19 protein-coding genes are annotated in these 21615 nt (G+C 41.9%); 11 read left to right on the top strand and 8 right to left on the bottom strand.

Annotated features, from left to right (window positions below; genetic code table 11):
- Positions 1-28: 28 nt before the first annotated feature.
- Positions 29-1045: an NmrA family NAD(P)-binding protein gene (locus tag GJB62_RS28900; RefSeq protein WP_245246038.1), complete on the bottom strand. Its 1017-nt coding sequence runs from the start codon at positions 1043-1045 to the stop codon at positions 29-31.
- A gap of 105 nt (positions 1046-1150) precedes the next feature.
- On the opposite strand from GJB62_RS28900, the gene GJB62_RS28895 reads away from it, so the two are divergent.
- The 3 genes from GJB62_RS28895 (at position 1151) to GJB62_RS28885 (ending at position 4563) form a co-directional block, all read left to right on the top strand.
- Complete coding sequence (locus GJB62_RS28895; protein ID WP_114085097.1) at positions 1151-1906, top strand: red chlorophyll catabolite reductase; 756 nt, start codon at positions 1151-1153, stop codon at positions 1904-1906.
- Positions 1907-1991: 85 nt separating this feature from the next.
- Positions 1992-3029 carry a nitrilase-related carbon-nitrogen hydrolase gene (locus tag GJB62_RS28890; protein WP_114085098.1) on the top strand — a complete coding sequence of 346 codons (1038 nt, stop codon included), beginning with the start codon at positions 1992-1994 and terminating at the stop codon, positions 3027-3029.
- Between the two features lie 115 nt (positions 3030-3144).
- A complete protein-coding gene (locus GJB62_RS28885; protein WP_114085099.1) occupies positions 3145-4563 on the top strand; it encodes an aldehyde dehydrogenase family protein in 1419 nt (472 codons plus the stop codon).
- Between the two features lie 232 nt (positions 4564-4795).
- Here GJB62_RS28885 and purN read toward each other — a convergent pair whose 3' ends face one another.
- Positions 4796-5449 (bottom strand): phosphoribosylglycinamide formyltransferase, encoded by a 654-nt coding sequence (gene purN / locus GJB62_RS28880; RefSeq protein WP_114085100.1) that lies wholly within the window; start codon positions 5447-5449, stop codon positions 4796-4798.
- Positions 5450-5986: 537 nt separating this feature from the next.
- On the opposite strand from purN, the gene GJB62_RS37660 reads away from it, so the two are divergent.
- Both GJB62_RS37660 and GJB62_RS28865 read left to right on the top strand, forming a co-directional pair.
- On the top strand, positions 5987-9220 hold the full coding sequence (locus tag GJB62_RS37660) for an SUMF1/EgtB/PvdO family nonheme iron enzyme (protein ID WP_245246037.1): 3234 nt from the start codon (positions 5987-5989) through the stop codon (positions 9218-9220).
- Between the two features lie 249 nt (positions 9221-9469).
- Entirely contained in the window at positions 9470-10357 is an 888-nt protein-coding gene (locus GJB62_RS28865; protein ID WP_114085102.1) for a sugar ABC transporter permease, read from the top strand.
- A 64-nt stretch (positions 10358-10421) separates the two neighbouring features.
- On the opposite strand, the gene GJB62_RS28860 is transcribed toward GJB62_RS28865, so the two are convergent.
- The gene (locus GJB62_RS28860; RefSeq protein WP_114085103.1) at positions 10422-10988 is read right to left on the bottom strand and encodes a thermonuclease family protein; all 567 of its coding nucleotides are present in this window, start codon (positions 10986-10988) and stop codon (positions 10422-10424) included.
- Positions 10989-11173: 185 nt separating this feature from the next.
- Between GJB62_RS28860 and GJB62_RS28855 the strand changes: the two genes are divergently transcribed.
- Positions 11174-11920 carry a ferritin-like domain-containing protein gene (locus tag GJB62_RS28855; protein ID WP_114085104.1) on the top strand — a complete coding sequence of 249 codons (747 nt, stop codon included), beginning with the start codon at positions 11174-11176 and terminating at the stop codon, positions 11918-11920.
- A gap of 148 nt (positions 11921-12068) precedes the next feature.
- Positions 12069-12416: a helix-turn-helix domain-containing protein gene (locus tag GJB62_RS28850; RefSeq protein WP_114085105.1), complete on the top strand. Its 348-nt coding sequence runs from the start codon at positions 12069-12071 to the stop codon at positions 12414-12416.
- 140 nt (positions 12417-12556) lie between these two features.
- Here the strand turns inward: GJB62_RS28850 and GJB62_RS28845 are convergent, their stop codons facing one another.
- The 3 genes from GJB62_RS28845 to GJB62_RS28835 form a co-directional block, all read right to left on the bottom strand.
- Positions 12557-12952 carry a hypothetical protein gene (locus GJB62_RS28845; RefSeq protein ID WP_114085106.1) on the bottom strand — a complete coding sequence of 132 codons (396 nt, stop codon included), beginning with the start codon at positions 12950-12952 and terminating at the stop codon, positions 12557-12559.
- Between the two features lie 26 nt (positions 12953-12978).
- Positions 12979-13584 (bottom strand): VWA domain-containing protein, encoded by a 606-nt coding sequence (locus tag GJB62_RS28840; RefSeq protein WP_114085107.1) that lies wholly within the window; start codon positions 13582-13584, stop codon positions 12979-12981.
- 204 nt (positions 13585-13788) lie between these two features.
- Complete coding sequence (locus GJB62_RS28835) at positions 13789-14394, bottom strand: VWA domain-containing protein (RefSeq protein WP_114085108.1); 606 nt, start codon at positions 14392-14394, stop codon at positions 13789-13791.
- Between the two features lie 867 nt (positions 14395-15261).
- Here GJB62_RS28835 and GJB62_RS28830 point away from each other — a divergent pair.
- On the top strand, positions 15262-16236 hold the full coding sequence (locus GJB62_RS28830) for an aliphatic sulfonate ABC transporter substrate-binding protein (protein ID WP_245246036.1): 975 nt from the start codon (positions 15262-15264) through the stop codon (positions 16234-16236).
- A 258-nt stretch (positions 16237-16494) separates the two neighbouring features.
- On the opposite strand, the gene obgE is transcribed toward GJB62_RS28830, so the two are convergent.
- Both obgE and GJB62_RS28820 read right to left on the bottom strand, forming a co-directional pair.
- Positions 16495-17523, bottom strand: a complete 1029-nt coding sequence (gene obgE / locus GJB62_RS28825) for a GTPase ObgE (RefSeq protein WP_114085110.1) — start codon at positions 17521-17523, stop codon at positions 16495-16497.
- A 74-nt stretch (positions 17524-17597) separates the two neighbouring features.
- On the bottom strand, positions 17598-18275 hold the full coding sequence (locus GJB62_RS28820; protein ID WP_114085111.1) for a Mo-dependent nitrogenase C-terminal domain-containing protein: 678 nt from the start codon (positions 18273-18275) through the stop codon (positions 17598-17600).
- 301 nt (positions 18276-18576) lie between these two features.
- Between GJB62_RS28820 and GJB62_RS28815 the strand changes: the two genes are divergently transcribed.
- The 3 genes from GJB62_RS28815 to GJB62_RS28805 all read left to right on the top strand — a co-directional run bounded on the left by GJB62_RS28815 (position 18577) and on the right by GJB62_RS28805 (position 21474).
- Positions 18577-19677, top strand: a complete 1101-nt coding sequence (locus GJB62_RS28815; RefSeq protein WP_179071301.1) for a glutamate--cysteine ligase — start codon at positions 18577-18579, stop codon at positions 19675-19677.
- A gap of 531 nt (positions 19678-20208) precedes the next feature.
- Positions 20209-20565: a hypothetical protein gene (locus GJB62_RS28810; RefSeq protein ID WP_114085113.1), complete on the top strand. Its 357-nt coding sequence runs from the start codon at positions 20209-20211 to the stop codon at positions 20563-20565.
- Positions 20566-20934: 369 nt separating this feature from the next.
- Entirely contained in the window at positions 20935-21474 is a 540-nt protein-coding gene (locus tag GJB62_RS28805; protein ID WP_114085114.1) for a Dps family protein, read from the top strand.
- Positions 21475-21615: the final 141 nt, after the last annotated feature.

Below are 21615 nucleotides of genomic sequence, written 5' to 3'. Positions count from 1 at the left end.
GTCTCTACATTCATTTTCACTCCTATGTCTAATGCGATCGCAGACTCTCATAGGTGAGTTCCGCATTTGACCAGTGAGTTTCTGCCAAAAATTCCCTAAATGTGGTCAGAAGTCCAGGAAACTCTTCTTCTCGTAAACGCTGGACATCGGCTTGATAACCTTTTTTGCGATACCACTGAATCAAATCGAACAGTTCTTTTTGCAGCAGGAGTAAGAAAATCCAAGCAGGTGTCTCTTTATGGACAACTTTTATCCCCTGCGCTTGAGAGAATGCCTCTGCCATTTGCTTTGGAGTCAACACATCACCAGCTAGCTCAATTTCTTGACCAATATACTTGGTAGGATGTTTGATTACATAGGCAGCAACGCGGCCCATATCCTTAGTTGTAATTAGATGAAGGGGTTTGTCTGGCTGAATGGAAAATGGGAAACTACCTTTGAGAATAGAAGGTCGCGTGTACTTCTTCCAAAACTCCTCCATAAACAAGCAGGCTCGCAACATAGTAGTCGGTAAGCCCGCTTCTTTGAGAATTTTCTCTACTTGATACTTTTGCTCAATGCGAGGGATTCCGGAATTTCTATCCGCCCCACCTGCGGAATTGTAGACAAAGTGCTTAATTTCAGCTTGTTTGGCAGCTTTTGCAACTCGCCTGGCTCTCTCCACCTCTAGCGGGTCAATTTTAGTAGAGTCCGCAGAAGTGGCGTGGCAGTAAACAGCCGAAATGCCTGTAAAGGCTGCTAAGAGAGAAGTTTCATCGTCGAGGTTGGCTTTTACCAGTTCAACTCCGGCATTGTTGAGCTTTGCAAGAGTTGGACGATTAAGGTCAATTTCTCTAGTGATGACTCGCAGGTTAGTAACTCCCTGTTCGAGAAATCCCTTGACGACATTTCCACCTGTGCCGCCAGTAACTCCGATGAGTAAAACTTTATCGGTGTTTGACTCTGTGCGATCGCGGAAATTTGACATTCTCTCTTCTACCCGAAGTTCTTGATTTAAATTAAGTTTATCCAAAGACAGGAGAAGCAAACAATAATTCCACGCCATTTACAGTTGTTCTGGGTCAGTGAAAGAATTCTGGCAGAAGCTAGATGCTGGTTTTTTGCTTTTATATTATGTTTGTTTGCATTCTGATCTAAAAGGGTACAAATAGTGCTTGAGCAGCAAATTAATGTAGACAATACAGCCTTATTTGAGCAGTTGTGGGGTTGGACAAATGAACTCCGTGAGAAAATAGACGCTCGTTTTGAATTACATTCAGATCCGTCTACTGAGAACCTTCAAAAGTACTCTGCTTTGATTGGAGAAGCGCACGGCTCGCTCAATACCTTCTCTGGCCCAGAAATTGATTGGCTTGTGCATTCATGGTTGCGCGAACCTAAATCTGGCTTTTGCAATATGCACCTAACTGTTTGGCTCAACTCGCAGATTCGTGTTCCTCATTTGGCTATTGTCTTTGCCACGGTTCCAGAACTGTTCTTTTTTATAGATTACGTCCCTCGCACCGATCTATTCACTGATCTCGACTATTTGGATCGTTACTACGAACCTGTGAACCAGACATATTTGGTGTTTCTGAAAGATTCACGTTTTCAGCAGTATATTAGCAAAACGCTGTATATCCGTCAGGTACAATCTCATACTAGTTTGTGTTACACCAGTCCAGTCACAGAAGAGACACTTGATCGTGTCCACACGGTAGCGCATGAGATGATAGATCGTTGGCTAGGTTGGGTAGATGAAGCTGAACCAGTAGCAGAATCAGAACGGGCTGCTTTATCTGAGCGTGACTTATTTGTGCGCCGTACTGTTGCAGAACGCGACCCAGACAACCAAATTGCTGTACGGCTATTTGGGGCAGAAATGACGGATAAACTTGTACGATCGCTCTGGGGTGGCGATCGCTAAATTGGTCATTTGTCAGTTGTCATTTGTCCTTTGCTAATGACCAATGACTAATGACCAATGACCAATAACCAATGACTAATAACCAATGACGACAACTAATCCAGAATCATTCCGTGCCTTAGCACTCCAAGTTACCTGTCATGCAGTCAATCAAGCAAGCGATCGCCACGAAGCGCGATCGCTCATGCAAAACACTATCAACCGCCTAGCTCAACAAATTGCTGCCAGTATCGCTTTCATTGGCTTTGATTGTCGTTTAATTGTACTGCCAGAATATTTCCTCACAGGTTTCCCGATGGGAGATAATCTCGGAGGATGGGCAGAAAAAGCCTGTATAGAAATGGCTGGTGCTGAGTATGAGGCGCTGGGTAAAATTGCCCAAAAGCATAAAATATTTTTAGCTGGTAATGCCTACGAAGTTGATCCCAACTTTCCTGGATTGTACTTCCAAACCTGCTTTATTCTTGACCCCTCCGGCTCAATCGTCTTGCGATATCGGCGGCTAAATTCCTTATTTGCTCCCACTCCCCATGATGTTTGGGATAAATATCTTGACTGTTATGGTTTAGAGGGGGTTTTCCCTGTAGCCAAAACTGCGATCGGTAATTTAGCAGCTTTAGCATCAGAAGAAATTTTATATCCAGAAGTGGCAAGATGTCTGGCGATGCGAGGAGCAGAGATTTTTGTCCATTCCACTTCGGAAGTATACAACAAAAACCTCACTCCCAAAGACGCGGCAAAAATCACTCGCGCCGTCGAAAATATGGCTTACGTGGTTTCAGCCAATACCGCAGGTATCGCTAATATTGCCATCCCCATAGCTTCGGCTGATGGTGGTTCTAAAATCATCGATCATCGCGGAATCGTTTTAGCCGAGACAGGTGCAGGCGAGAGCATGGCAGCATTTGCCGAGATTGATTTAGCAGTATTACGCCGCGATCGCCGCCGACCGGGGTTACATAATTTACTTGCTCGCCAACGCTTTGAACTATACGCCGAAAGTTATCACCAATCACACTTTTACCCAGCTAATACTATGCTGGAGGGAGAAATAGACCGCAAACATTTTTTACAAACCCAGCAAGCCACAATTGATCGGTTAGCCCAACTGGGGATAATTTGAATTGGGGAATGGGGAATGGGGAATGGGGGAGATGAAGGAGATGAGAGAGTAGGGGAAGAAGAATTATTGATTAATGCCCAATGACAAATGACCAATGACCAATGACCAATGACAAATGACAAAACCAATAGAAGTTCGCAATCCCCGAAATGGCAAATTTGATTACGTAATTATCCCGCCACCCCCAAGGTTGCTAGCACAGCAATGCAAGCGATCGCGGCGGGCACAAGTTAGCTGGCAAAAGCTGGGTTTAGAGGGGAGAATTGAAGCTTTACAGCAGTGGAAGGCAGCGATAGTATCAGAGCGCGATCGCTTAACGGAAGCTTTGGTAAATGATACGGGAAGATTATCAACGTCAGTATTAGAAATAGACTCTTTCCTCTCTAGCATTGATCGCTGGTGTAGGTTAGCACCAGAATTGCTGCAAGACTCTGCAAAAAACACAGCAATTCCATTTATCGCCTTGCAACAAACATCCGTTCCTTACCCCCTAGTGGGGATCATTAGCCCGTGGAATTTTCCTCTGTTGCTCTCAACTATTGATACCATTCCGGCGTTGTTGGCGGGTTGTGCCGTCATTGTCAAACCCAGTGAAATCGCTCCCCGCTTCGTTGCACCACTGACAACAGCACTCAATGCCGTCCCTAAATTGCGCGATGTCTTAGCTTTTATTGAAGGAGCAGGCGCAACCGGATCTATTTTGATTGACAATGTAGACTTAGTATGCTTTACAGGTAGTGTTGCAACAGGGCGAAAAGTGGCAGAAGCGGCTGCGAAACGATTTATTCCAGCTTTTTTGGAATTAGGGGGAAAAGATCCTGCGATCGTTTTGGAATCAGCCAATTTAGAATTAGCAACCTCAGCAATCTTGTGGGGTTCCGTCGTCAACACTGGACAGTCGTGCTTATCAATTGAGCGGATTTATGTTGCTGAATCCATATTTGAAAAGTTTTACCATCAATTAGTAGCCAAAGCACATCGCCTTGGGCTAGCCTACCCCACTGTTGAAAGTGGAGAAATTGGCCCCATCATTGCCGAAAGACAAGCCGCAATTATTAGCGATCATCTCCTAGATGCAGTAGAAAAGGGAGCAGTCATTCACTGCGGCGGTGTAATTGAAGACTTAGGTGGGGGTTGGTGGTGTCGTCCAACAGTGCTTACCCAGGTTAATCATTCCATGAAAGTGATGACCGAAGAGACTTTTGGCCCCATTATGCCAATAATGCCTTTTTCCACAGTTGAAGAAGCGGTGTCTTTAGCAAATGATTCAATTTATGGGTTAAGTGCTGCTGTTTTTGCCTCGGAAGCTGAAGCCTTAGAAATTGCCCAGCAGATAGATGCAGGTGCTATTAGTATCAACGATGCTGCACTCACAGCCATCATGCACGAGGGAGAGAAAAACGCTTTTAAATTCTCCGGGATGGGAGGATCGCGCATGGGTGCAGCAGCGCTCAAACGGTTCATGCGAAAAAAAGCTATTTTAATTAAAACTAACGCGACTAATGACCCTTGGTGGTTTGATAATGAATCATAAATCCTGTGAATAACTAGGGGTTAATGCACGCTACGAAAACTTATAGACCAATACGATTCATTTAAGGGCTACTGGCAAAAATTTTGGGGTTTTGAGACGCGATAAATCGCCGTCTCTACAAGTGTTTTGCTCTTATCTGAACTGTATTGATTTATAGACCACTACAGTTCAGTTAAGCAATTAGTTTTCCTTCTCTTTCTTTTCTCTGTGTCCTCTGTGCCTCTGCGGTTCGTTAAAAAAATGACTTTGACGAAGAAGCTGCAAGAGCGATCGCTAGCGGCAAAATTCGATGTTCCTGAATTTGAATCCTGGCGTGGAGTGTTTCTGCTGTATCATCCGGCAAAACTGGCACTGCGGCTTGCATTAATATTGGGCCACTGTCCATTTCTAAACAAGCGATATGCGCCGTACAACCAGTGATTTTTACCCCAGATGCCAAGGCTTGTTCTACAGCATGGATTCCCTTGAAACTAGGTAACAAACTAGGATGGATATTAATAATTTTGTCAGGAAAGGCATCAATGAAAACTGACGTTAACAATCGCATCCAACCCGCCAAAATCACCCATTCCACATCGTAGTGGCGCAATGTCTGCACAATTTTCTCATCCAACTCTTCTCGGATTTTATAGTTGCGGTGATTTAATAAAACAGCTTCTACGCCTCTATTGGCTGCTCTGACGGCTGCTTTTGCCGAGGGGTTATTGTAAATTAAAACTTGAATTTGAGCATTTAGCTGTCCATCTTGGATAGCTTGAGCAACTACATCAAAATTGCTGCCATTCCCAGAAGCCATAATTCCTAGTTTTAAAGGGGCGACTTGTTGGCGAACATCGCTAATACTGGGAGAAATCAAGCTCAGGGTAGAATCAGGGCGGAGGGTCATAACAGCTAAGAGGGAAAATGATAGATGCCAAAAATATATAATACGTACACTTTTGTGTAAAAGCGTAGCTTGTTTAATGCAAGGGGACGCATTAATATTGTTACCCAATGCATTGGCATTGTTACCCGATGCATTGGCATTGTCAACCGATGTATTGGCATTGTTACCCGATGCATTGGCATTGTTACCCGATGTATTGGCATTGTCAGCCGATGCATTAATATTGCAGGCTGTTGCCAAATTTACTTTGCTATTAATTAATGAAATGCTCTACTAAGCCGTGGTTGGATACTGATACAGTAGCTGCCTGGATTTTTCTTACATAAATAAGTAAGATTTATACTTTTATTTAGCAGTGTCTCTTTCCATGTTGCAATGTCTACGATGGGCTACGCCTACGCTTGATTAAATTTTGCTCTAAAAAATTTAGCTCATAACTAGTCTAATTGATATAGGTGATATTCTAAAACTTGGTATGAGCGAAACAACACAGAGATTAAAGCCGCATAGGATTCGATCGCAGCATAGGTAAATTAAATGGCGAAGGTAGCGTTACTGGTTGGGGTCAGTGAGTATGAGCCAGGGCTAAACCCGTTGCCCAGTGCAGTTAGAGATGTGGAAGCAGTTTGTGAGGTGCTGCTGCATCCAGAGATGGGCGGATTTGCTGCGTCAGATATTACCCTGCTAAAAAATCCTGAACGACAAGTTGTAGAAATTGCGATCGAAACGCTATTCTCTGGACGGCACAAAGATGATTTGCTGTTGCTGTATTTTTCGGGACACGGCATCAAAGACGATCGCGGTAGGCTGTATCTGGCAACTCGCAACACCAGTAAGACACCGCAGGGCGAATTGATTCGCTCAACGTCGGTATCTGCCAATTTTATTCACGATCGCATGAGCGAAAGCCGCTCCCGGCGGCAGGTTGTGATCCTAGATAGCTGCTTTAGTGGCGCGTTTGCTGAGGGAATGTCTGCCAAAGATGACGGCATGATTGACATCCGGGAGCAGTTGGGCGGTGAAGGACGAGCAGTATTGACTTCTTCTACTTCAACTCAATATTCCTTTGAGCAAGAGGGGCAAGATTTATCGATTTACACTCGTTTTTTGGTTGAAGGTATTAAGTCGGGAGAAGCCGATCGCGATCGCGATGAGTTTATCTCTATCGATGAACTCCATGAGTACGCGAGTCAGAAGGTGCGAGAACTTCAGCCGGCAATGAAGCCGGAAATCTATGCAATTCGAGAAGGCTTTAAAATTCGACTATCAAAGGTAGCTCCGGGTGATCCCAGACATCGATACCGTAAAGAGGTTGCGCGATTTATTCATCGAGGCGAAATTTCTCTTGTTGGTCGTCGCACATTAGATTATCAGAGGACTCGCTTGGGATTGGAGACAACTGAGGCGAAGGCGATCGAAGATGAGGTGTTGGAACCGTACCGCAATGAGTTCCGCGACAAACTCCAGCAGTATCAACAGACGTTTACTGAACTACTAGAGCGAGACGAGACAATTACAGATAGCGATCGCCACGATCTGCAAATTCTCCAGCAAACTTTGGGGCTGCGGAATGAGGACACGATGCCGATTGAGGCACAAGTAACTGCACGGTTTAAGACACATCAGCAAAACCTGGAAATATATCAGCAGGAGTTTACAACGGCACTGCGACAGGAGTTTCCCCTGAGTGCAGCAAGCCGCGATCGCTTACGGCAAACCCAGCAGCAATTAGAGCTTGCAAATAGTGATGTTGCGGCGATTGAATCTCAGATTACGGCTGAGGTAGAGGCATATCACCAGAAACTCCAGGATTACCAACGGCTGTTTTTTACTGCCACGCAGCAGGAATATCCTCTCAGCAAGGCAATCTGGAATGACTTACGCCAACAGCAGCAGCGCTTGGGACTGACAGATGTAGATGTTGCACCAATTCAAGCACAAATCACAACACAGATTGAAAGCTATCATCAAAAACTCCAGCAGTACGAGCAGGCGTTTGTGAAGGCGACGCAGCGACAGCATTATCCAGATGAGGTGACGCGGAAGCAGTTGCAGCAAACGTGGCAGACGTTGGGGTTGAGTGATGGAGATGTGGGAGCGATCGAGAGGCGGATTAATGCGGAGATTGAAACGCATCAAGCAAACTTGCGGCAATATGAGCAGGAATTTACAGAAGCTATTCAGCAAGAATATCCGCTTAGTGCTTTTAAACGCTCTCAATTAATGCAACGTTATCAAGCGTTAAATCTGACTGCTAAGAATTTGACTGCAATTGAAAATCCAATTATTGCTGCGATCGAAGAACATCGGCAAAAGCTTCAGCAGTATAAAGAGGTGTTTAGAGAGTCGATGCAGTTTGAATATCCCCTCAGTGATGCTACTCGTGAAGAACTTCAACGTTTTCAACGAATTTTAGAACTAAATGATGCGGAAACATCTGAACTTGAAGCAATTATTATTCAATCATCTTCACAAGCAGAAGACCGGAAACAGCAAGAGAGAATCAGACAAGAACAAGAGGCAGAAAAACAACAACAAGAAGAAGTTGTACGACTAAAGCAGCAGGAGGCAGAAAAACAACGGCAGCGAGAGAAAGCAGAATATCGCCAAAAGTTACAGCAGTATGAGCAGGAATTAATTAAAATAATTAAAGCAGGAAATTCCCTTGATAGTGATGATGTTCGGCAGAGGTTAAAGCAACTTCAACGGACTCTAGGACTTAAACAAAAGAAGATCACTGCAATTGAAACTAGAGTTGTAGCAAGTCATCAACCCACTTTATGGCCTCAAGAGCGAATAACCCGACAAAAATTTTTGAAGTGGGCTGGCTTGGGAGGCGTAGGTTTGGTGACAGCAGTGGTAGGTCGTGAAATTCTTAAGCGTCAATCACCGTCACTTATCTCTGTAGCTGATAAAAGAGCATCTGAAGCATTTGGATTGCCCTTACGGACAGTTGAGTTTGAAACGGTAACGGTAGATGAAAAGGGACAGGTAATTAAACGAGATGCTAACAAGCAAGCTAAGTTCTTTAAGGAGGACTTAGGTAATGGCATAACTTTAGATATGGTTGAGATTCCTGGAGGCTCTTTTAATATGGGTTCGCCACCCGGTGAAAATGGTCGAACCAAATATGAAGAACCACGGCACGCTGTCAATGTACCTGCTTTTTTTATAGGCAAGTTTGAAGTGACTCAGGAACAGTACCAGCAAATAATGGGTAGCAATCCGTCCAGCTTCAAGGGAGCAAAACGTCCTGTAGAGAAAGTGTCCTGGAATGATGCAGTAGACTTTTGCAAAAAGCTGAGTCAAAAGACTGGGCGTGAATATCGTCTACCTAGTGAAGTAGAGTGGGAATACGCCTGTCGTGCAGGAACAACGACACCATTTCACTTCGGCGAGACGATTACAACTGAATTAGCTAACTATAATGGGAATTTTGCTTATGCTTCTGCATTAAAAGGAAGAAATCGCCAAGAAACAGCAGAAGTAGGAAGTTTTCCAGCCAACGCCTTTGGGTTATACGATATGCACGGGAATGTCCGGGAGTGGTGTCAAGATACTTGGGATGACAGCTATAAAGGTGCGCCTAGTGATGGAAGTGCATGGATAGATAATGCTAGTCAATATCAAGTACTGCGGGGCGGTTCCTGGTTCACCTATCCTGAGGACTGCCGTTCCGCGTCCCGCAGCAGCAGCTTTAGGGCGGGGCGCGATAGCATCGGCTACACTATTGGTTTTCGTGTTGTCTGCGCGGTTGGGAGGACTCTTTAGCCTTTTATACTTTAGCTCTTTTACCCTCTACCCTTCTTTCCTTTACCCTTTTTGAGTGTAGCGAAGCAGAACGATCTAATTTTTTTTCAAAAATAGGACTTACAAATACTGCAACTAGAGATAATTATGAACCAAGAGTTTACCCAAGCGTAGGCGTAGCCAGTCGTAGACATCGCTAATGCTGGGAGAAACCAAGCTAAGGGTAGAATCAGGGCGGAGGATCATAAACAGCTAAAAGGAAAATTATAGATGTCAAAAAAAATATATAGTACTAAGTCATGGTTGGATAATGATACAGTAGCTGCCTGGACTTTTCTCACACCAGCACTAATTTTACTGGGCGTTTTTATCATTTGGCCGATCGCTTATTTGTTTTACCTCAGCTTTACTGCTGGTAGTTTCACCTTAAAAGGTACTTATTGGATAGGCTTAAAAAACTATTGGCGCTTGCTACTCAACCCCGACTTCTGGCAAGTTCTGGGTAACACCTTTTATTTTACTGTTGCCACTATTATTCCCAGTTTAGTTATCTCGTTGGGATTGGCAGTGCTATTAAACCGCTCCATTCCCTTGCGGGGCATCATGCGGAGTGCATACTTTTTACCTTCGATTATTTCACTTGTGGCAGCCGGTTTGGGATTTCGCTGGCTGTTTCAAACATCAGGGCCAGTTAACGGACTTTTAGATTTTTTTGGTATTCCAGCCATCCCTTGGCTAGGAGATACCTTTTGGGCAATGCCAGTAATTATTTTAATGAGTATTTGGAAACAACTCGGTTTCAATATGGTAGTTTTTTTAGCAGGTTTGCAAGCAATTCCTCCGAGCCGTTATGAAGCAGCAGATTTGGATGGAGCAAATGCTTGGCAACAATTTTGGTATATTACTCTGCCTGGATTGCGCCCGACTGTGATATTTGCAGTCATCACTACCGCGATTTTTACATTGCGGAGTTTTGAGCAAGTTTTTGTCATGACTGGCGGTGGGCCACTGAATTCGACTAATTTGCTGGTTTACTACATTTATCAAGAGGCTTTTGGTCAGTTTGATTTTGGTTATGCAGCAGCAGCAGCAACGGTGTTACTAGCAGTGACGCTGGTATTAGTTTATTTTCAACTGCAAACTTGGAAAGAGGAGTAGGGGGACTTTATGCATAGAGTATTCACCACTTCTGAATTCTGACTCCTGAATTCTGACTCCTGTTTTATTTTTTTGATAGGCTGCGATATTCCCAAGGATTAACAAATTTAGTGTCACTCCAAACCCCAACACGTTGTTCCTTGGCTTCAGCTTCGGCTTGTTGAACTAAGTCTTTACTAGGACACTTGTTTAAGTAAGGACGATATACCTTTGCCAATCCTTCTTTTAACAATATCTGCTGCACAAAAGTGCCATTTTGTAAACGGACTTCGGCAATTTTGCGTCCATAGCGATCGCTATCGGTGATATTTAAAGTCACGCGATCGCCTCCTTGTTGCACCAGTTGTTGCACACGTTCTTGGGCTTTCACACCCCAAATAAATTGATTGCGATCGCTAGTGCGTTTACTCTGCTTTTCTTTGTTGGTATGGGCTATTTCGGGCGCATCTACACAAGCAAAGCGCACGGTAAAATTTTTACCACTGCTATCTTTAACTACTATAGTATCGCCATCACTCACTCGCTCAACTGGTTCTCCAGAAGTATTGACAAAGCGATCGCAGCCTATCAAACCCAAAAATATGATAGTTGCACAAAGCCAAAATCGCACTGGTTTAGTTAATTTCTCCATCCCAACTCACCTGCATTACCTCTGTGGGATGATATTAGCAAAATGATGAGATATATTTGTTAACCCTTGACATACTGCCACAGGCAATTGAAAATTCCAGCAGGTAAAACCCCCTGCCCCACCCGAATAGAAAATGCACATTAGTATAAGAATTGTAACCTCCTAATTATCAGTGGCAATTTCTGATGAACTTCTTAACTCACATTCTGCATTTAGCTGGTTCAGGTGCTTTTGCCTATTACTCTGCTGCTCAAATTCGTGATTTAAAAACCCGTCCCAACATCCTTGCGGGATTTTATTTTGCTGAATCTGGTTCTGTGCCATTTTTATCTGCACTTAGCGATCGCGCCGCAGCCGAAGGCGATACATGGCTAGCCGAAAAACTAGCAAAACACGCATCAGATGAGACTAGGCATGGTAAAGTCTTTGCCCACGCCTTACAGCAGATGAATAAACAAGTTATAGATTTTAAGCGTCAACCCCAAACTGCATCTACAAACAAATCACAACAGCAACGTAGTCCCTTTTTTGCAGCATTCTTTGAAGGTTATACTCAAGAACAGCTTAAACCTGCTGTCATTGACTGGGATGTGTTTATGGCTAGCACATACATTCTTGAGTTAGATGCTAGTAAAGACTTTGCGCGAATGGCGAAAGTATTACCTGATAACGAGCCAACCGATCGTAACTTGAAGTTAGGAATGCTAAGTATTGCCCAAGATGAAACTGGACATGCTGCTTATCTCTACGAAGCCATGATGCGACGGATGCCTGCTACCAAAGTGGAAAAACTTGTAGATATGTGGCGAACCCGGAAAGTAAACGCCTTGTTAGCAATGGTTGGCGGTATCCTCCAGCGTAATGGCGAAACGCGATCGCTAGTCCAAGATAGTGCGCCGTCGGACATCGATTCTGAGTTGATAGCTACGTAATTATAGTTATCATTGAGTATCTAATGTTAAAAAAATTAGTTCATCAAAGAGAGCAGTTAAATTTTGTGGAGTGTTGTAGATGTACCCATACTTTTAACTAGCGGTACTACCCAGCAAATCTAAGTAAGGTACTTCTTAAAAACTGACTATGAAAGCTGAAGCAGAAAACAATCTCAGGCTGACTTGTGAAGTAGAAACTACCCTAAAGGTAATTGGCGGGCGCTGGAAAGTTTTGATTATTAGAGAATTAATGACTGGCGTAAAAAGGTTTGGTGAGTTACAACGAGCTTTACCTGGAGTTACGCAAAAGATGTTGACTCAGCAACTTAGAGAAATGGAGCAAGACGGTATTATTCATCGAGAAGTTTATCCCCAAATTCCACCAAAGGTAGAATATTCGCTAACGCATTTAGGAGAAACTTTGCAACCAATTCTCTATGCTATGCATGAATGGGCTGTTCAACACTCAAATAGAACAAATCAGCATCAATATTGAGCATAGGTAATAAATAATAATTGCTCATTTTAAATTTGAGATAGGAGATTATTTTTGAATCTTGAATTGTTTATTTAGATATGTCTAGAAATCAATAGAGACACAATATTTTACGTCTCTACATTCTTGTTTGAAGACATTTATTCATTGCTTCTTAAATATTCAATCGCTGCCTCTAATTTTGAGGGGTAACTTTCAGCAAACCTTTCAAACCAAAGTCCTTCCGACGAAAGTGGATCTACTTTGGCTAACCATTCTTTTGCCTGTATTTTCAAACCCTCTAATTGTTTGGCTTTGAGTTGTTCTTGGCGAATTCGCTCCTTTTCTAGTTCTTGTTGTTTTTTTAACTCAATAGCAGCATCCTCTTCTGCAAAATTAGCCTTAACCTCTGCCAAAATGTTATCCATCAAAGATGCCGATTTTGGCAATGGTGGAATAAAAGCTTTGGCTGTGGCTGATTTGGACTGTTGCTGTTGTGGTTTTACTTCTTTATATTCAGTTTTGAGTTCGGCTAACAGCTTATCAATGGAATCCATTTTTGCAATTCCTATAAATGGTATATCTAGTCATTAATAGCATTGAGCAAGACTTCTGATAGACTCATATCTTCCATATCTTCCATAGTAATGGTGTCACAGATATCAAACTTAGCACCAGCACTTTGAAGTTCATCATCTAAGACTTTCAGAAAGCGAGTAGCTTGGGGATCTGTACCTACTTGAATGAAGGAAATGGCTAATTCTTCATCTCGATCGATGCGGCGAGAAGCTTCAATAATTACCTTCATAACTGCTTTGCGATCGTCTGGTTCACCATCAGTAACCACTAAAATTGTTTCACCATTTGGCTTTGTTTGACCGGCTGCTTTGCGTTGTAAGTAATCGTCAGTTGCATGTTTCAACACACCTGCCAAGTCAGTTGTACCAGAGGGATCATTTTCTCGGAAAATTTGCCCTACTAGACTGGATGTAACGTTTTCGTATCGCTTGAATTTACCAGAAAATAAATAAATAGTGATACCATCTGGGTCAAATTGCTCACACTTGCTAGCTAATGCTAAAGTAGATTCCTGTGCTGCAAACCATCTACTTCTGCCACCCTTTTGATCTTGGGTTGCCATGCTGCCGCTTTTGTCAATAATTAAGGTGTAATCACGATTTTCTAGCATTATTCAATTCTCCAGTTAAGAGTCAATCAATTTTAGATTTTGGATTTTATTTTAACCGTTAACCTAAAAGTAGGTATTGGGAAATAAATTTGGAATTTGAGATTTTTCCATAGTTGAAAATAGTCGCTATAAACCCAGATTTAAGTTTTGATTTCTTCAACCTAAAATTTAAAATCGGTTACTCAACTATAGGCAATCAACCCATTAGTCAGTTATTGCGTTCGTCAATACATCTACAAGACTCATTTCTTCTAAGTCGTCTAAAGTAACCGTGTCGCAAATATCAAATTTAGCGCCGACACTTTGCAACTGGTCATCCAAAGCTTTAAGGAACTTAGTTGCTTGGGCATCTGAACCTACTTGAATGATCGAAATTCCTAATTCTTCATCACGCTCCATCTGGCGAGTAGCATGAATGATAACTTCAAATACAGCTTTGCGATCGTCTGGTTCACCATCGGTGATGACTAAAATTGTCTCTCCGTTTGGCTTGCTTTTACCCGCTGCTTTACGTTGAAAGTAATTATTGAGTGCGTCTTGAAGCACACCAGCTAAGTTTGTCGTCCCAGCAGGGTCATTTTCGAGAAATATCTGTGCGACTTTGGCTGAAGTGACATCATCGTAGCGTTTAAATCTACCGGAAAACAAGTAAACTGTGATGCCATCGGGGTCAAACTGTTCGGCCTTTCTTGCCAAAGCGAGTGTAGACTCTTGGGCAATCTCCCATCTACTTCTACCGCCCACTTGGTCGGGTGTGGACATACTACCGCTTTTATCAATGATTAATGTATAGTCGCGATCGCTCATCATAATTTTCCTCTGATTGTTACCCTGCAATTCTAGTCTAACTCCGTTTTTTTACCAGTAAGCAAAGCCTTTAAGCTTTTGTATCAATTTCTACGTGAACTAGCCGCACTGACTTGGATTACAAAGTACAGTTTGGGCTGCCAATTTCACCGAGGAATGCCGTATCTCGGATCAGAATATAGATGATAGATGAAGCTAGTTTATAGTTATAGTCTGCGATCGCTTTATATCATGTCCTCCTAATCACTTAGGATATGCCATTGTGATTGGAACACAGCAATTGCAACATTTCGAAGATTGCTTCTCTACGAGATGCTCCATCAACACTTCGTTCGCAATGACAACTAATTAGCCGGACATGATATTACCTAATCCAGCAAATATGAGGCTGTCGGTTTTTCGCCTGTAAGTGTACATAGCATAATTGAGTATAAAATTGCTGCGTGTTCCTGTACCAGTAAGTGGCAACTATCTCTGTAACAAGAGGCACCTCGATCAAGAAATCGTCCTCTTTCTTTGCTCAAAGTTAAAAAATCGTCTCTATGGAATGATGGCTTTATTTACTGCTTGATTCTTGCAGAAGTCTATGATAGCATCCGTACAAACAACAAACTACGCTAAATCGGTCGATTTAGCGTAGTTTGTGATTGTGTGTCATTGGTAAAACTGCTTAATTAAATTTATCAGCTAAAAATTTCATTTAAATTTCTAGCTAATTGCCAGTAGTGCAAACGGTAGAAATTCAGTAGCTAAAAAACGAAAACATTAAATATTTACTAATCCATTATGGTAGAAATATCGCGCAAATCTTACTTCAAGCTGTTCAATTACTCTCTACTATTCTTAGTAGGAGGAGTATTCAGTTTATCCATGACTTTAGTCAGTTGTAAAGCACAAAATACACCAGAGCAAACCGCTAACGCCTCCAATAGCTCTAATAGCACTAAGACAAAAGTCTTACACATGGGCTATATGACAGCTGGAGACTTACTCAAGATTAAAGGACTGTTAGAGAAACGTTTAACCCCACTGGGCATGAAAGTCGAATGGTCAAAATTTGCTGCTGGCCCACAACTTTTGGAAGCAATGAATGTAGGAAGTGTAGATTTCGGCTTTGTCGGTGAAACTCCCCCCATTTTTGCTCAAGCGTCGGGTGTTCCTTTTGTTTATGTTGCTAGTAGCAAACCTGGAACTGGTGAGGGAACTGCTGTTGTAGTCGATAAAGATTCTCCAATCAAGACAATAGCTGACCTCAAAGGTAAAGGATTGGCCTTTCAAAGAGCTACTGCACAGCAGTATTTCGTTTTGAAGGTTTTGCAAGAAGCAGGGCTGAAACTCAGCGATATTAAACACATTAATCTCACACCATTAGAAACTCGTGCTGCATTTGAGCGTAAGAGCGTTGATGCAGCTGTAATTGGCGACCCCCACCTTGCTCTATTTCAGAAAACTGCTAGGATTCGGATTATCCGGGATGGTAAGGGAATTACTACCCAAGGAGGCTACTGGTTAGGCTCGCGTAATTTCGTCAAAGATAATCCTGATGTAGTTAAAGTCATATTAGAAGAAGTCAATAACATTGGCAAATGGGCTGAAGCTAACCCACGTCAAGTAGCTGAACTAATTTCACCTGAAGCGAAAATTGATGTTCCAACACTAGAACTGGTATCGAAACGTAGGCTTTATACATTAAGACCCCTTAGCGAAGAAGTTTTGTCAGGACAGCAGAAAATTGCTGACTTATTCTATGAGCAGAAATTTATCACTAAGAAAATCAATGTGAAAGAAGCGACGCTTTCTTCTGAACAATATGCTACTTTAACCCCTTCAGAAGTTAAGCCTTGAGCATATAATTCGTAATTCGTAATTCGTAATTCGTAATTTTAAGAGCTTTTATTACGATTAGATTTACAAAGGTTGCAAAACAATTATGTTGTGTATCAACGTCAATACGTCGTTTTAGATTTTTATTAATCATTCTTTGATGAGAATAGAGCCTCGCTGTAGGGGCAATTCGTGAATTGCCCCTACGACAGATGTGGTTTTTCCAATCATCTATATTTGCTCTTTCCTGCCAATGAAGTAGTAATTACGAATTACGAATTATCTCAATGCCTCCACTTCTTCAGGAACCTTCATTTGGTCGAGAATTCCCCAGATTTCTTGTAACATCGGCTCTAAGCCGGTGCGAGTAACTGCTGAAATTATAAAAACCGGGGCGTAGGAGAGATGATTAAGTTGGGTAGCTAAAGCCTCCAAATCGACAGTTTCCCGATCTACGGCATCAATTTTATTCAGCGCCAAAATTTGTGGACGTTCTGCTAAACCCTGTCCATAAGCTTGTAATTCTTCTTTAATTGTGTTGTAATCCCTAATCACATCATCACTAGTGGCATCAATCAAGTGAAGTAGCACTCGCGTGCGCTCAATATGACGCAAGAAATCATGCCCCAACCCAGCCCCATGAGATGCTCCCGCAATTAGTCCAGGAATATCGGCGAAAACAGTACCATCGCCAGTCGGTTTTCGTACTACACCCAAATTTGGGATCAAGGTAGTAAAGGGATAGTCGGCAATTTTTGGACGTGCTGCTGATAAAGATGAAATTAGAGTGGATTTTCCTGCATTTGGTAAGCCAATAATCCCCACTTCTGCCAAAAGTTTCAACTCCAGACGCAGCTGCTTTATTTCCCCCGGTAATCCTGGGAGGGCGTATTCTGGGGCGCGATTACGGTTGCTCAAGAAATGCTGATTTCCCAGTCCGCCTTTACCACCTTGGGCAATCAGTAAAGTCTGCTGAGGCTCAGTTAAATCTCCCAGCAGTTCGCCAGTTTCAGCATCATAAATGGTTGTACCGCAGGGAACTTCGATGATTAAATCCTTTCCTCCTGCCCCTGTGCAGTTATTTGGCCCACCACGAGTCCCTTTTTCTGCCTGAAAGCGATGATTATATCTGAAGTCCAGCAAGGTTTGTAGGTTTTCGTCGGCTACGAAAAATATCGAACCGCCTCGCCCTCCATTACCACCAGAGGGGCCACCAGTCGGCACGTATTTCTCTCGCCGGAAGGCGACAATACCATCGCCGCCCTTACCAGCTTCAACTTCAATTTTTGCTTGATCGATAAATTGCATACTTAAATAATAATGAGAAGTGAAGAGTGAGGAGTTACAAATTATAACTCCTTACTCCTCACTCCTAACTCTAACTAAATATATGGTGAAACATCTTCACCGCATTTATCTGCTAGATAAGAGAGGGCGCGGAAACGTAAGCCCACCAGTTGCTCATACAAGGGGTTAATTTTACACATCGGGGGGATGTGGACAATCTTGCGTCCAAATAAGGTGACATCCCGCTCAAAGGGACACTGGGAGGGAATCATTTTACACAAAAAGCGGGCTACTCTTGGGTCTTGAATATCTAGCCCATCCAGCCAGTCACGCAGAGGGTGTAGTGCATCAATTTGACGCTTTGTAAGTCCAGGGCTGGCGATCGCAGGGGTAAGTTGCTGTGGGTGTTCTAGGGTATGGCGAAGGGCTTCTAGTAACTCCTCTGGCTGTTCTAAGGCTTGGCAGAACTGATGCAGAACCTCATCTTCACTGGGAGAATAAGTACCATCTGCGATCGCTACCATCACTGCTGTCCTTAAGAAATTTTCTGCGGCTGGTGTACCTTTACCCAACACTGCGGCTAATTCTTCTGGCGTAATTACCTCTAGTGAGTCGCATTTAATCTTAGGAGCTAATTCATCTTTGGTGATGCTGGCAATTAATTCCTGTTCTTGGGCATCAAAATTACCATCTGCCCAAGCAATGGTGAGCAGTCCACGCAACCAAGCGGCAATCTGTTCGCTGCTGTAGGGGGATTGAACGGTACTTGTCATAAACTCACGTCTCAAGCTTTCCTCAGTCATTACTAAGCTACCCTAATCGGCGACTAGGAAGATAGTCTGGGCAGCACAGAAAAATAAATCAGAGAGGTTTTCAAGTCGCAAAAGCCGATCTTAGGGTAAAATTCATTTATCCTGTTATTGAGAATCTTTATAGTTAAAGTAAATTTGATTGGAGTATCTCAAATATTCGTGCTACTTCTCTACAAGGGTTCTAGAGAAAGCATATTTAATTTTTGGAAATATCTATCTATTAGTTAGATTAGATTAACTATAAGCAATAAAGGTATAGATAATGTTTTTCTTTGGCATTGAGCATGAAGTCGCATTCCTAAATAAAGAAGGTAAATTTGCTGATTTTTCCCACACAAAATTTGCTGATTTTAATCAAATTATTGAAAAGTTACCCACATATCCCAGTGATTATCCTCAACTGCGCGTAGGTGATGCGGGTATTAAGATGAAGAGATGGTACATTGAGGGATTTGAAAGATTTGCAGATTCCGATGAAGTGATAGACTGTCATGTTAAAGGTATTGAAATTAGAACAACTATACATTCTGATATTCAAGGCGCTATTACGGAATTATCAGAAAGTTTTCACTTACTACGTGAAGTTGCTGCTAACTTTGACTTATCACCAGTTTTGGTCAGTTTTAATCCCTACAATTCGGCTTTTGAACCTCAACCTCCATTAAATGATTATGAAATCAAACAGCTAGAGGCTTATCCTGACGAACAAACTGCTAATATTCACATGGTGTCTTATGGGCCAGATTTAAATATTTCAGTGGCAGATTTGTCTACTGAAAGTGTGATTGATATCGGCAGAAAGTTAACTTATTATAGTCCCTATATCGTCCCTTTTAGTTATAGCTCCCCTTTTTATAACGGAGGTTTATGGGATGGGTTATCGGTACGAACATTTATCAGAACTGGGAAAAGGCCAGCAGCCCTAGTTTTTGTTCAGAAAGAAGAACAATTGATTAATAGTATACCTTCACTAACAAAAATCGCCCGCATTCCGGCTGAAGTAGGACGCATTGAATTTAAAGCTTGTGATAGTTGTGATGATTTTTTAATCTACGCATCTTTGCTAGCTTTATTGAAAGGTTTAGTATTAGATAATACCTTACTGGGTAGAGAAACTGTACCCGATGCAGCATTACATCAAATTTCAGCAAAAGAAGGTTTTGACAACGAGGATATTTTTGAGAATGCGACAAAAGTCTTGCAAGCAGCCGAAGTTGCTTTGGGAAATGACACCGATGTTCATTATTTAATGCCCTTAAAAGTACTACTGGCGCAGCGAAAAACAAGATCCCATGAATTAATAGAAATGTTCAATCGAGTAAGTTCAATAGAAGAAGTAATAAGGCAGACTTATCAAGTTTAAAGAAAAGATTTATTTTTCCCCATAAAAAAGGGGATATTTATATAAATTTATACTTTACAAATATACTACAAAGTGCATATTTGTGAAAGTGCATTGATTCGATAAAGTCGAGCTAACTGAACACAAATCCCAGAGTCATTAATCTGCGACAACTATATTAAGTCGATATATCTAGAGACTGATTTTTATTACAACCACAGATATAGAAAAGTTCATTCTAGAGATTGATGCAGGCTTTAGCATTTTCAAAGTACAAGTAGAAACAAGGAACCTTGAGAAAAGAATGTCAATATCAAATGTAAAAATTTTGCTACAGAATTAAGGTGGTATTTGCTTATTATCCCTTATTCATTCGATGCAGAAATACAAAGATAATTTCTTCATCTCTTTATCAGGTTCCTTTGATCAAGAACTTTCTGATTGAAGTTTAGCTTGCTATTTTTATTATTGCTCAATTTGCCAAATAAAAATATAAGCTCTGCTTTATCCGTGAAAGTTCTGCGTTGTTAAAGCTGTTATCGAGGATTTCAAATGAAGATTATTGCTTCTGTTTTATCTATCTTAAGTCCAGTACGTTTTCTAATTGTAGGCTTTACTTGCGCCTTACTATTGTTATCTAGTGCTTTTCCTGCTTTTGCAATCGATAGCTATCAAAGTAATCCTACCGAAGGCACTACACAACTACTTGACATTCAGCGCAAAACTGATGAAGCTGCTAAAGAACCACCAGCAGGATTGAAAAAGGTTCAAAAGGAGTCCAACAAAGGACTCAACGAGGTTCAGGGAGATGCTGATATTGACAAGCAGAAGCGTCCTGAGAATTCACAGGGTGCAACCTCTGTGGAAGAAAATATTAAGAATGTGTTAGAGAAAGTTACAGGTAAGTAACTAAATTAATAGTTCTGGTAATTTTTGGGTAGTAATGGGTCATTGTGTAAAAGCAATGACCCATTACTACATTTTTAATGTTAAGCAGGCTGGTAAATTAAATTAATTAAGTATAAAGCTATGTTCACCTGAGCATTGTTGGAAAACTGAGTTTAGATAGTATGAATTAACTATTATATTTAATATTCTTATACTTTGAGTTTAAAATCGCTAATTACTAGACTATTGGCTAAATAATACCTATTAAGACATAGGCACAATTATGAATTGAGTAACTAATCTAAGCTCATAATGTTTCCTTTGGTTGATGTGGAATGTATCTGAAATTTGAGAAGTTAGTAAATAAGTTTGCTTAGGGATGGAAAAACAATGCGTGCGATAAACATTGGGTTGACAGAAGAACAGCGTCAAGGTGTAATTAATCTGTTAAATAAAGATTTGGCAGATGCCTATCTACTGTTGGTGAAAACCAAAAAGTATCACTGGGATGTCGTTGGCCCTCAGTTCCGCTCTTTGCACCAGCTTTGGGAAGAACACTACGAAAAGCTGACTCTAAATATTGATGCCTTGGCAGAGCGGATTCGCGCTTTGGGCGGTTATCCAGTTGGCACAATGGAAGGATTTCTTAAGATTGCTACCCTGAAGGAACACGCTGGTAATGTTCCTACAGCAACGAAGATGGTAGCTAATTTAGTGCATGATCACGAGCAGGTTATTCGTAACTTAAGAGACCATGTAGATCAGTCTGGTGATGATTTCCACGATCAAGGAACTGCTGACTTTTTAACTGGACTGTTGGAACAGCATGAGGAGATAGCTTGGATGCTGCGTTCATTTATTGAAGGAGAGGCATTAGATCCAGATGGTAGACAGCCAGCATCTGGGGCTAAGACTCCTGTAGGTGTGTAGTTTATAACGTCTGAGTTGAGATGGCTGTCTGTAAAACCAGTTAGAAGCAGGAATCAATCTTGCGTCTAACTCAATACGGTTCAGTTAAAGCTAAAACTCTTTGTCAAAGTCAATTTTTTTACGTAGACGCGGAGCGGCTTG

The organism is Nostoc sp. ATCC 53789, assembly GCF_009873495.1.
Lineage (GTDB): Bacteria > Cyanobacteriota > Cyanobacteriia > Cyanobacteriales > Nostocaceae > Nostoc > Nostoc muscorum_A.
This window is presented reverse-complemented; position numbering and strand designations above follow the sequence as displayed.

What these genes read in the sequence shown, in the direction of transcription:
- GJB62_RS28900 (WP_245246038.1), bottom strand. Translation starts at nt 1,045, where the DNA reads ATGGCGTGGAATTATTGTTTGCTTCTCCTGTCTTTGGATAAACTTAAT.
- GJB62_RS28890 (WP_114085098.1), top strand. Translation starts at nt 1,992, where the DNA reads ATGACGACAACTAATCCAGAATCATTCCGTGCCTTAGCACTCCAAGTT.
- GJB62_RS28885 (WP_114085099.1), top strand. Translation starts at nt 3,145, where the DNA reads ATGACAAAACCAATAGAAGTTCGCAATCCCCGAAATGGCAAATTTGAT.
- purN (WP_114085100.1), bottom strand. Translation starts at nt 5,449, where the DNA reads ATGACCCTCCGCCCTGATTCTACCCTGAGCTTGATTTCTCCCAGTATT.
- GJB62_RS37660 (WP_245246037.1), top strand. Translation starts at nt 5,987, where the DNA reads ATGGCGAAGGTAGCGTTACTGGTTGGGGTCAGTGAGTATGAGCCAGGG.
- GJB62_RS28865 (WP_114085102.1), top strand. Translation starts at nt 9,470, where the DNA reads ATGTCAAAAAAAATATATAGTACTAAGTCATGGTTGGATAATGATACA.
- GJB62_RS28860 (WP_114085103.1), bottom strand. Translation starts at nt 10,988, where the DNA reads ATGGAGAAATTAACTAAACCAGTGCGATTTTGGCTTTGTGCAACTATC.
- GJB62_RS28855 (WP_114085104.1), top strand. Translation starts at nt 11,174, where the DNA reads ATGAACTTCTTAACTCACATTCTGCATTTAGCTGGTTCAGGTGCTTTT.
- GJB62_RS28850 (WP_114085105.1), top strand. Translation starts at nt 12,069, where the DNA reads ATGAAAGCTGAAGCAGAAAACAATCTCAGGCTGACTTGTGAAGTAGAA.
- GJB62_RS28845 (WP_114085106.1), bottom strand. Translation starts at nt 12,952, where the DNA reads ATGGATTCCATTGATAAGCTGTTAGCCGAACTCAAAACTGAATATAAA.
- GJB62_RS28840 (WP_114085107.1), bottom strand. Translation starts at nt 13,584, where the DNA reads ATGCTAGAAAATCGTGATTACACCTTAATTATTGACAAAAGCGGCAGC.
- GJB62_RS28835 (WP_114085108.1), bottom strand. Translation starts at nt 14,394, where the DNA reads ATGATGAGCGATCGCGACTATACATTAATCATTGATAAAAGCGGTAGT.
- GJB62_RS28830 (WP_245246036.1), top strand. Translation starts at nt 15,262, where the DNA reads ATGACTTTAGTCAGTTGTAAAGCACAAAATACACCAGAGCAAACCGCT.
- obgE (WP_114085110.1), bottom strand. Translation starts at nt 17,523, where the DNA reads ATGCAATTTATCGATCAAGCAAAAATTGAAGTTGAAGCTGGTAAGGGC.
- GJB62_RS28820 (WP_114085111.1), bottom strand. Translation starts at nt 18,275, where the DNA reads ATGACAAGTACCGTTCAATCCCCCTACAGCAGCGAACAGATTGCCGCT.
- GJB62_RS28815 (WP_179071301.1), top strand. Translation starts at nt 18,577, where the DNA reads ATGTTTTTCTTTGGCATTGAGCATGAAGTCGCATTCCTAAATAAAGAA.
- GJB62_RS28810 (WP_114085113.1), top strand. Translation starts at nt 20,209, where the DNA reads ATGAAGATTATTGCTTCTGTTTTATCTATCTTAAGTCCAGTACGTTTT.
- GJB62_RS28805 (WP_114085114.1), top strand. Translation starts at nt 20,935, where the DNA reads ATGCGTGCGATAAACATTGGGTTGACAGAAGAACAGCGTCAAGGTGTA.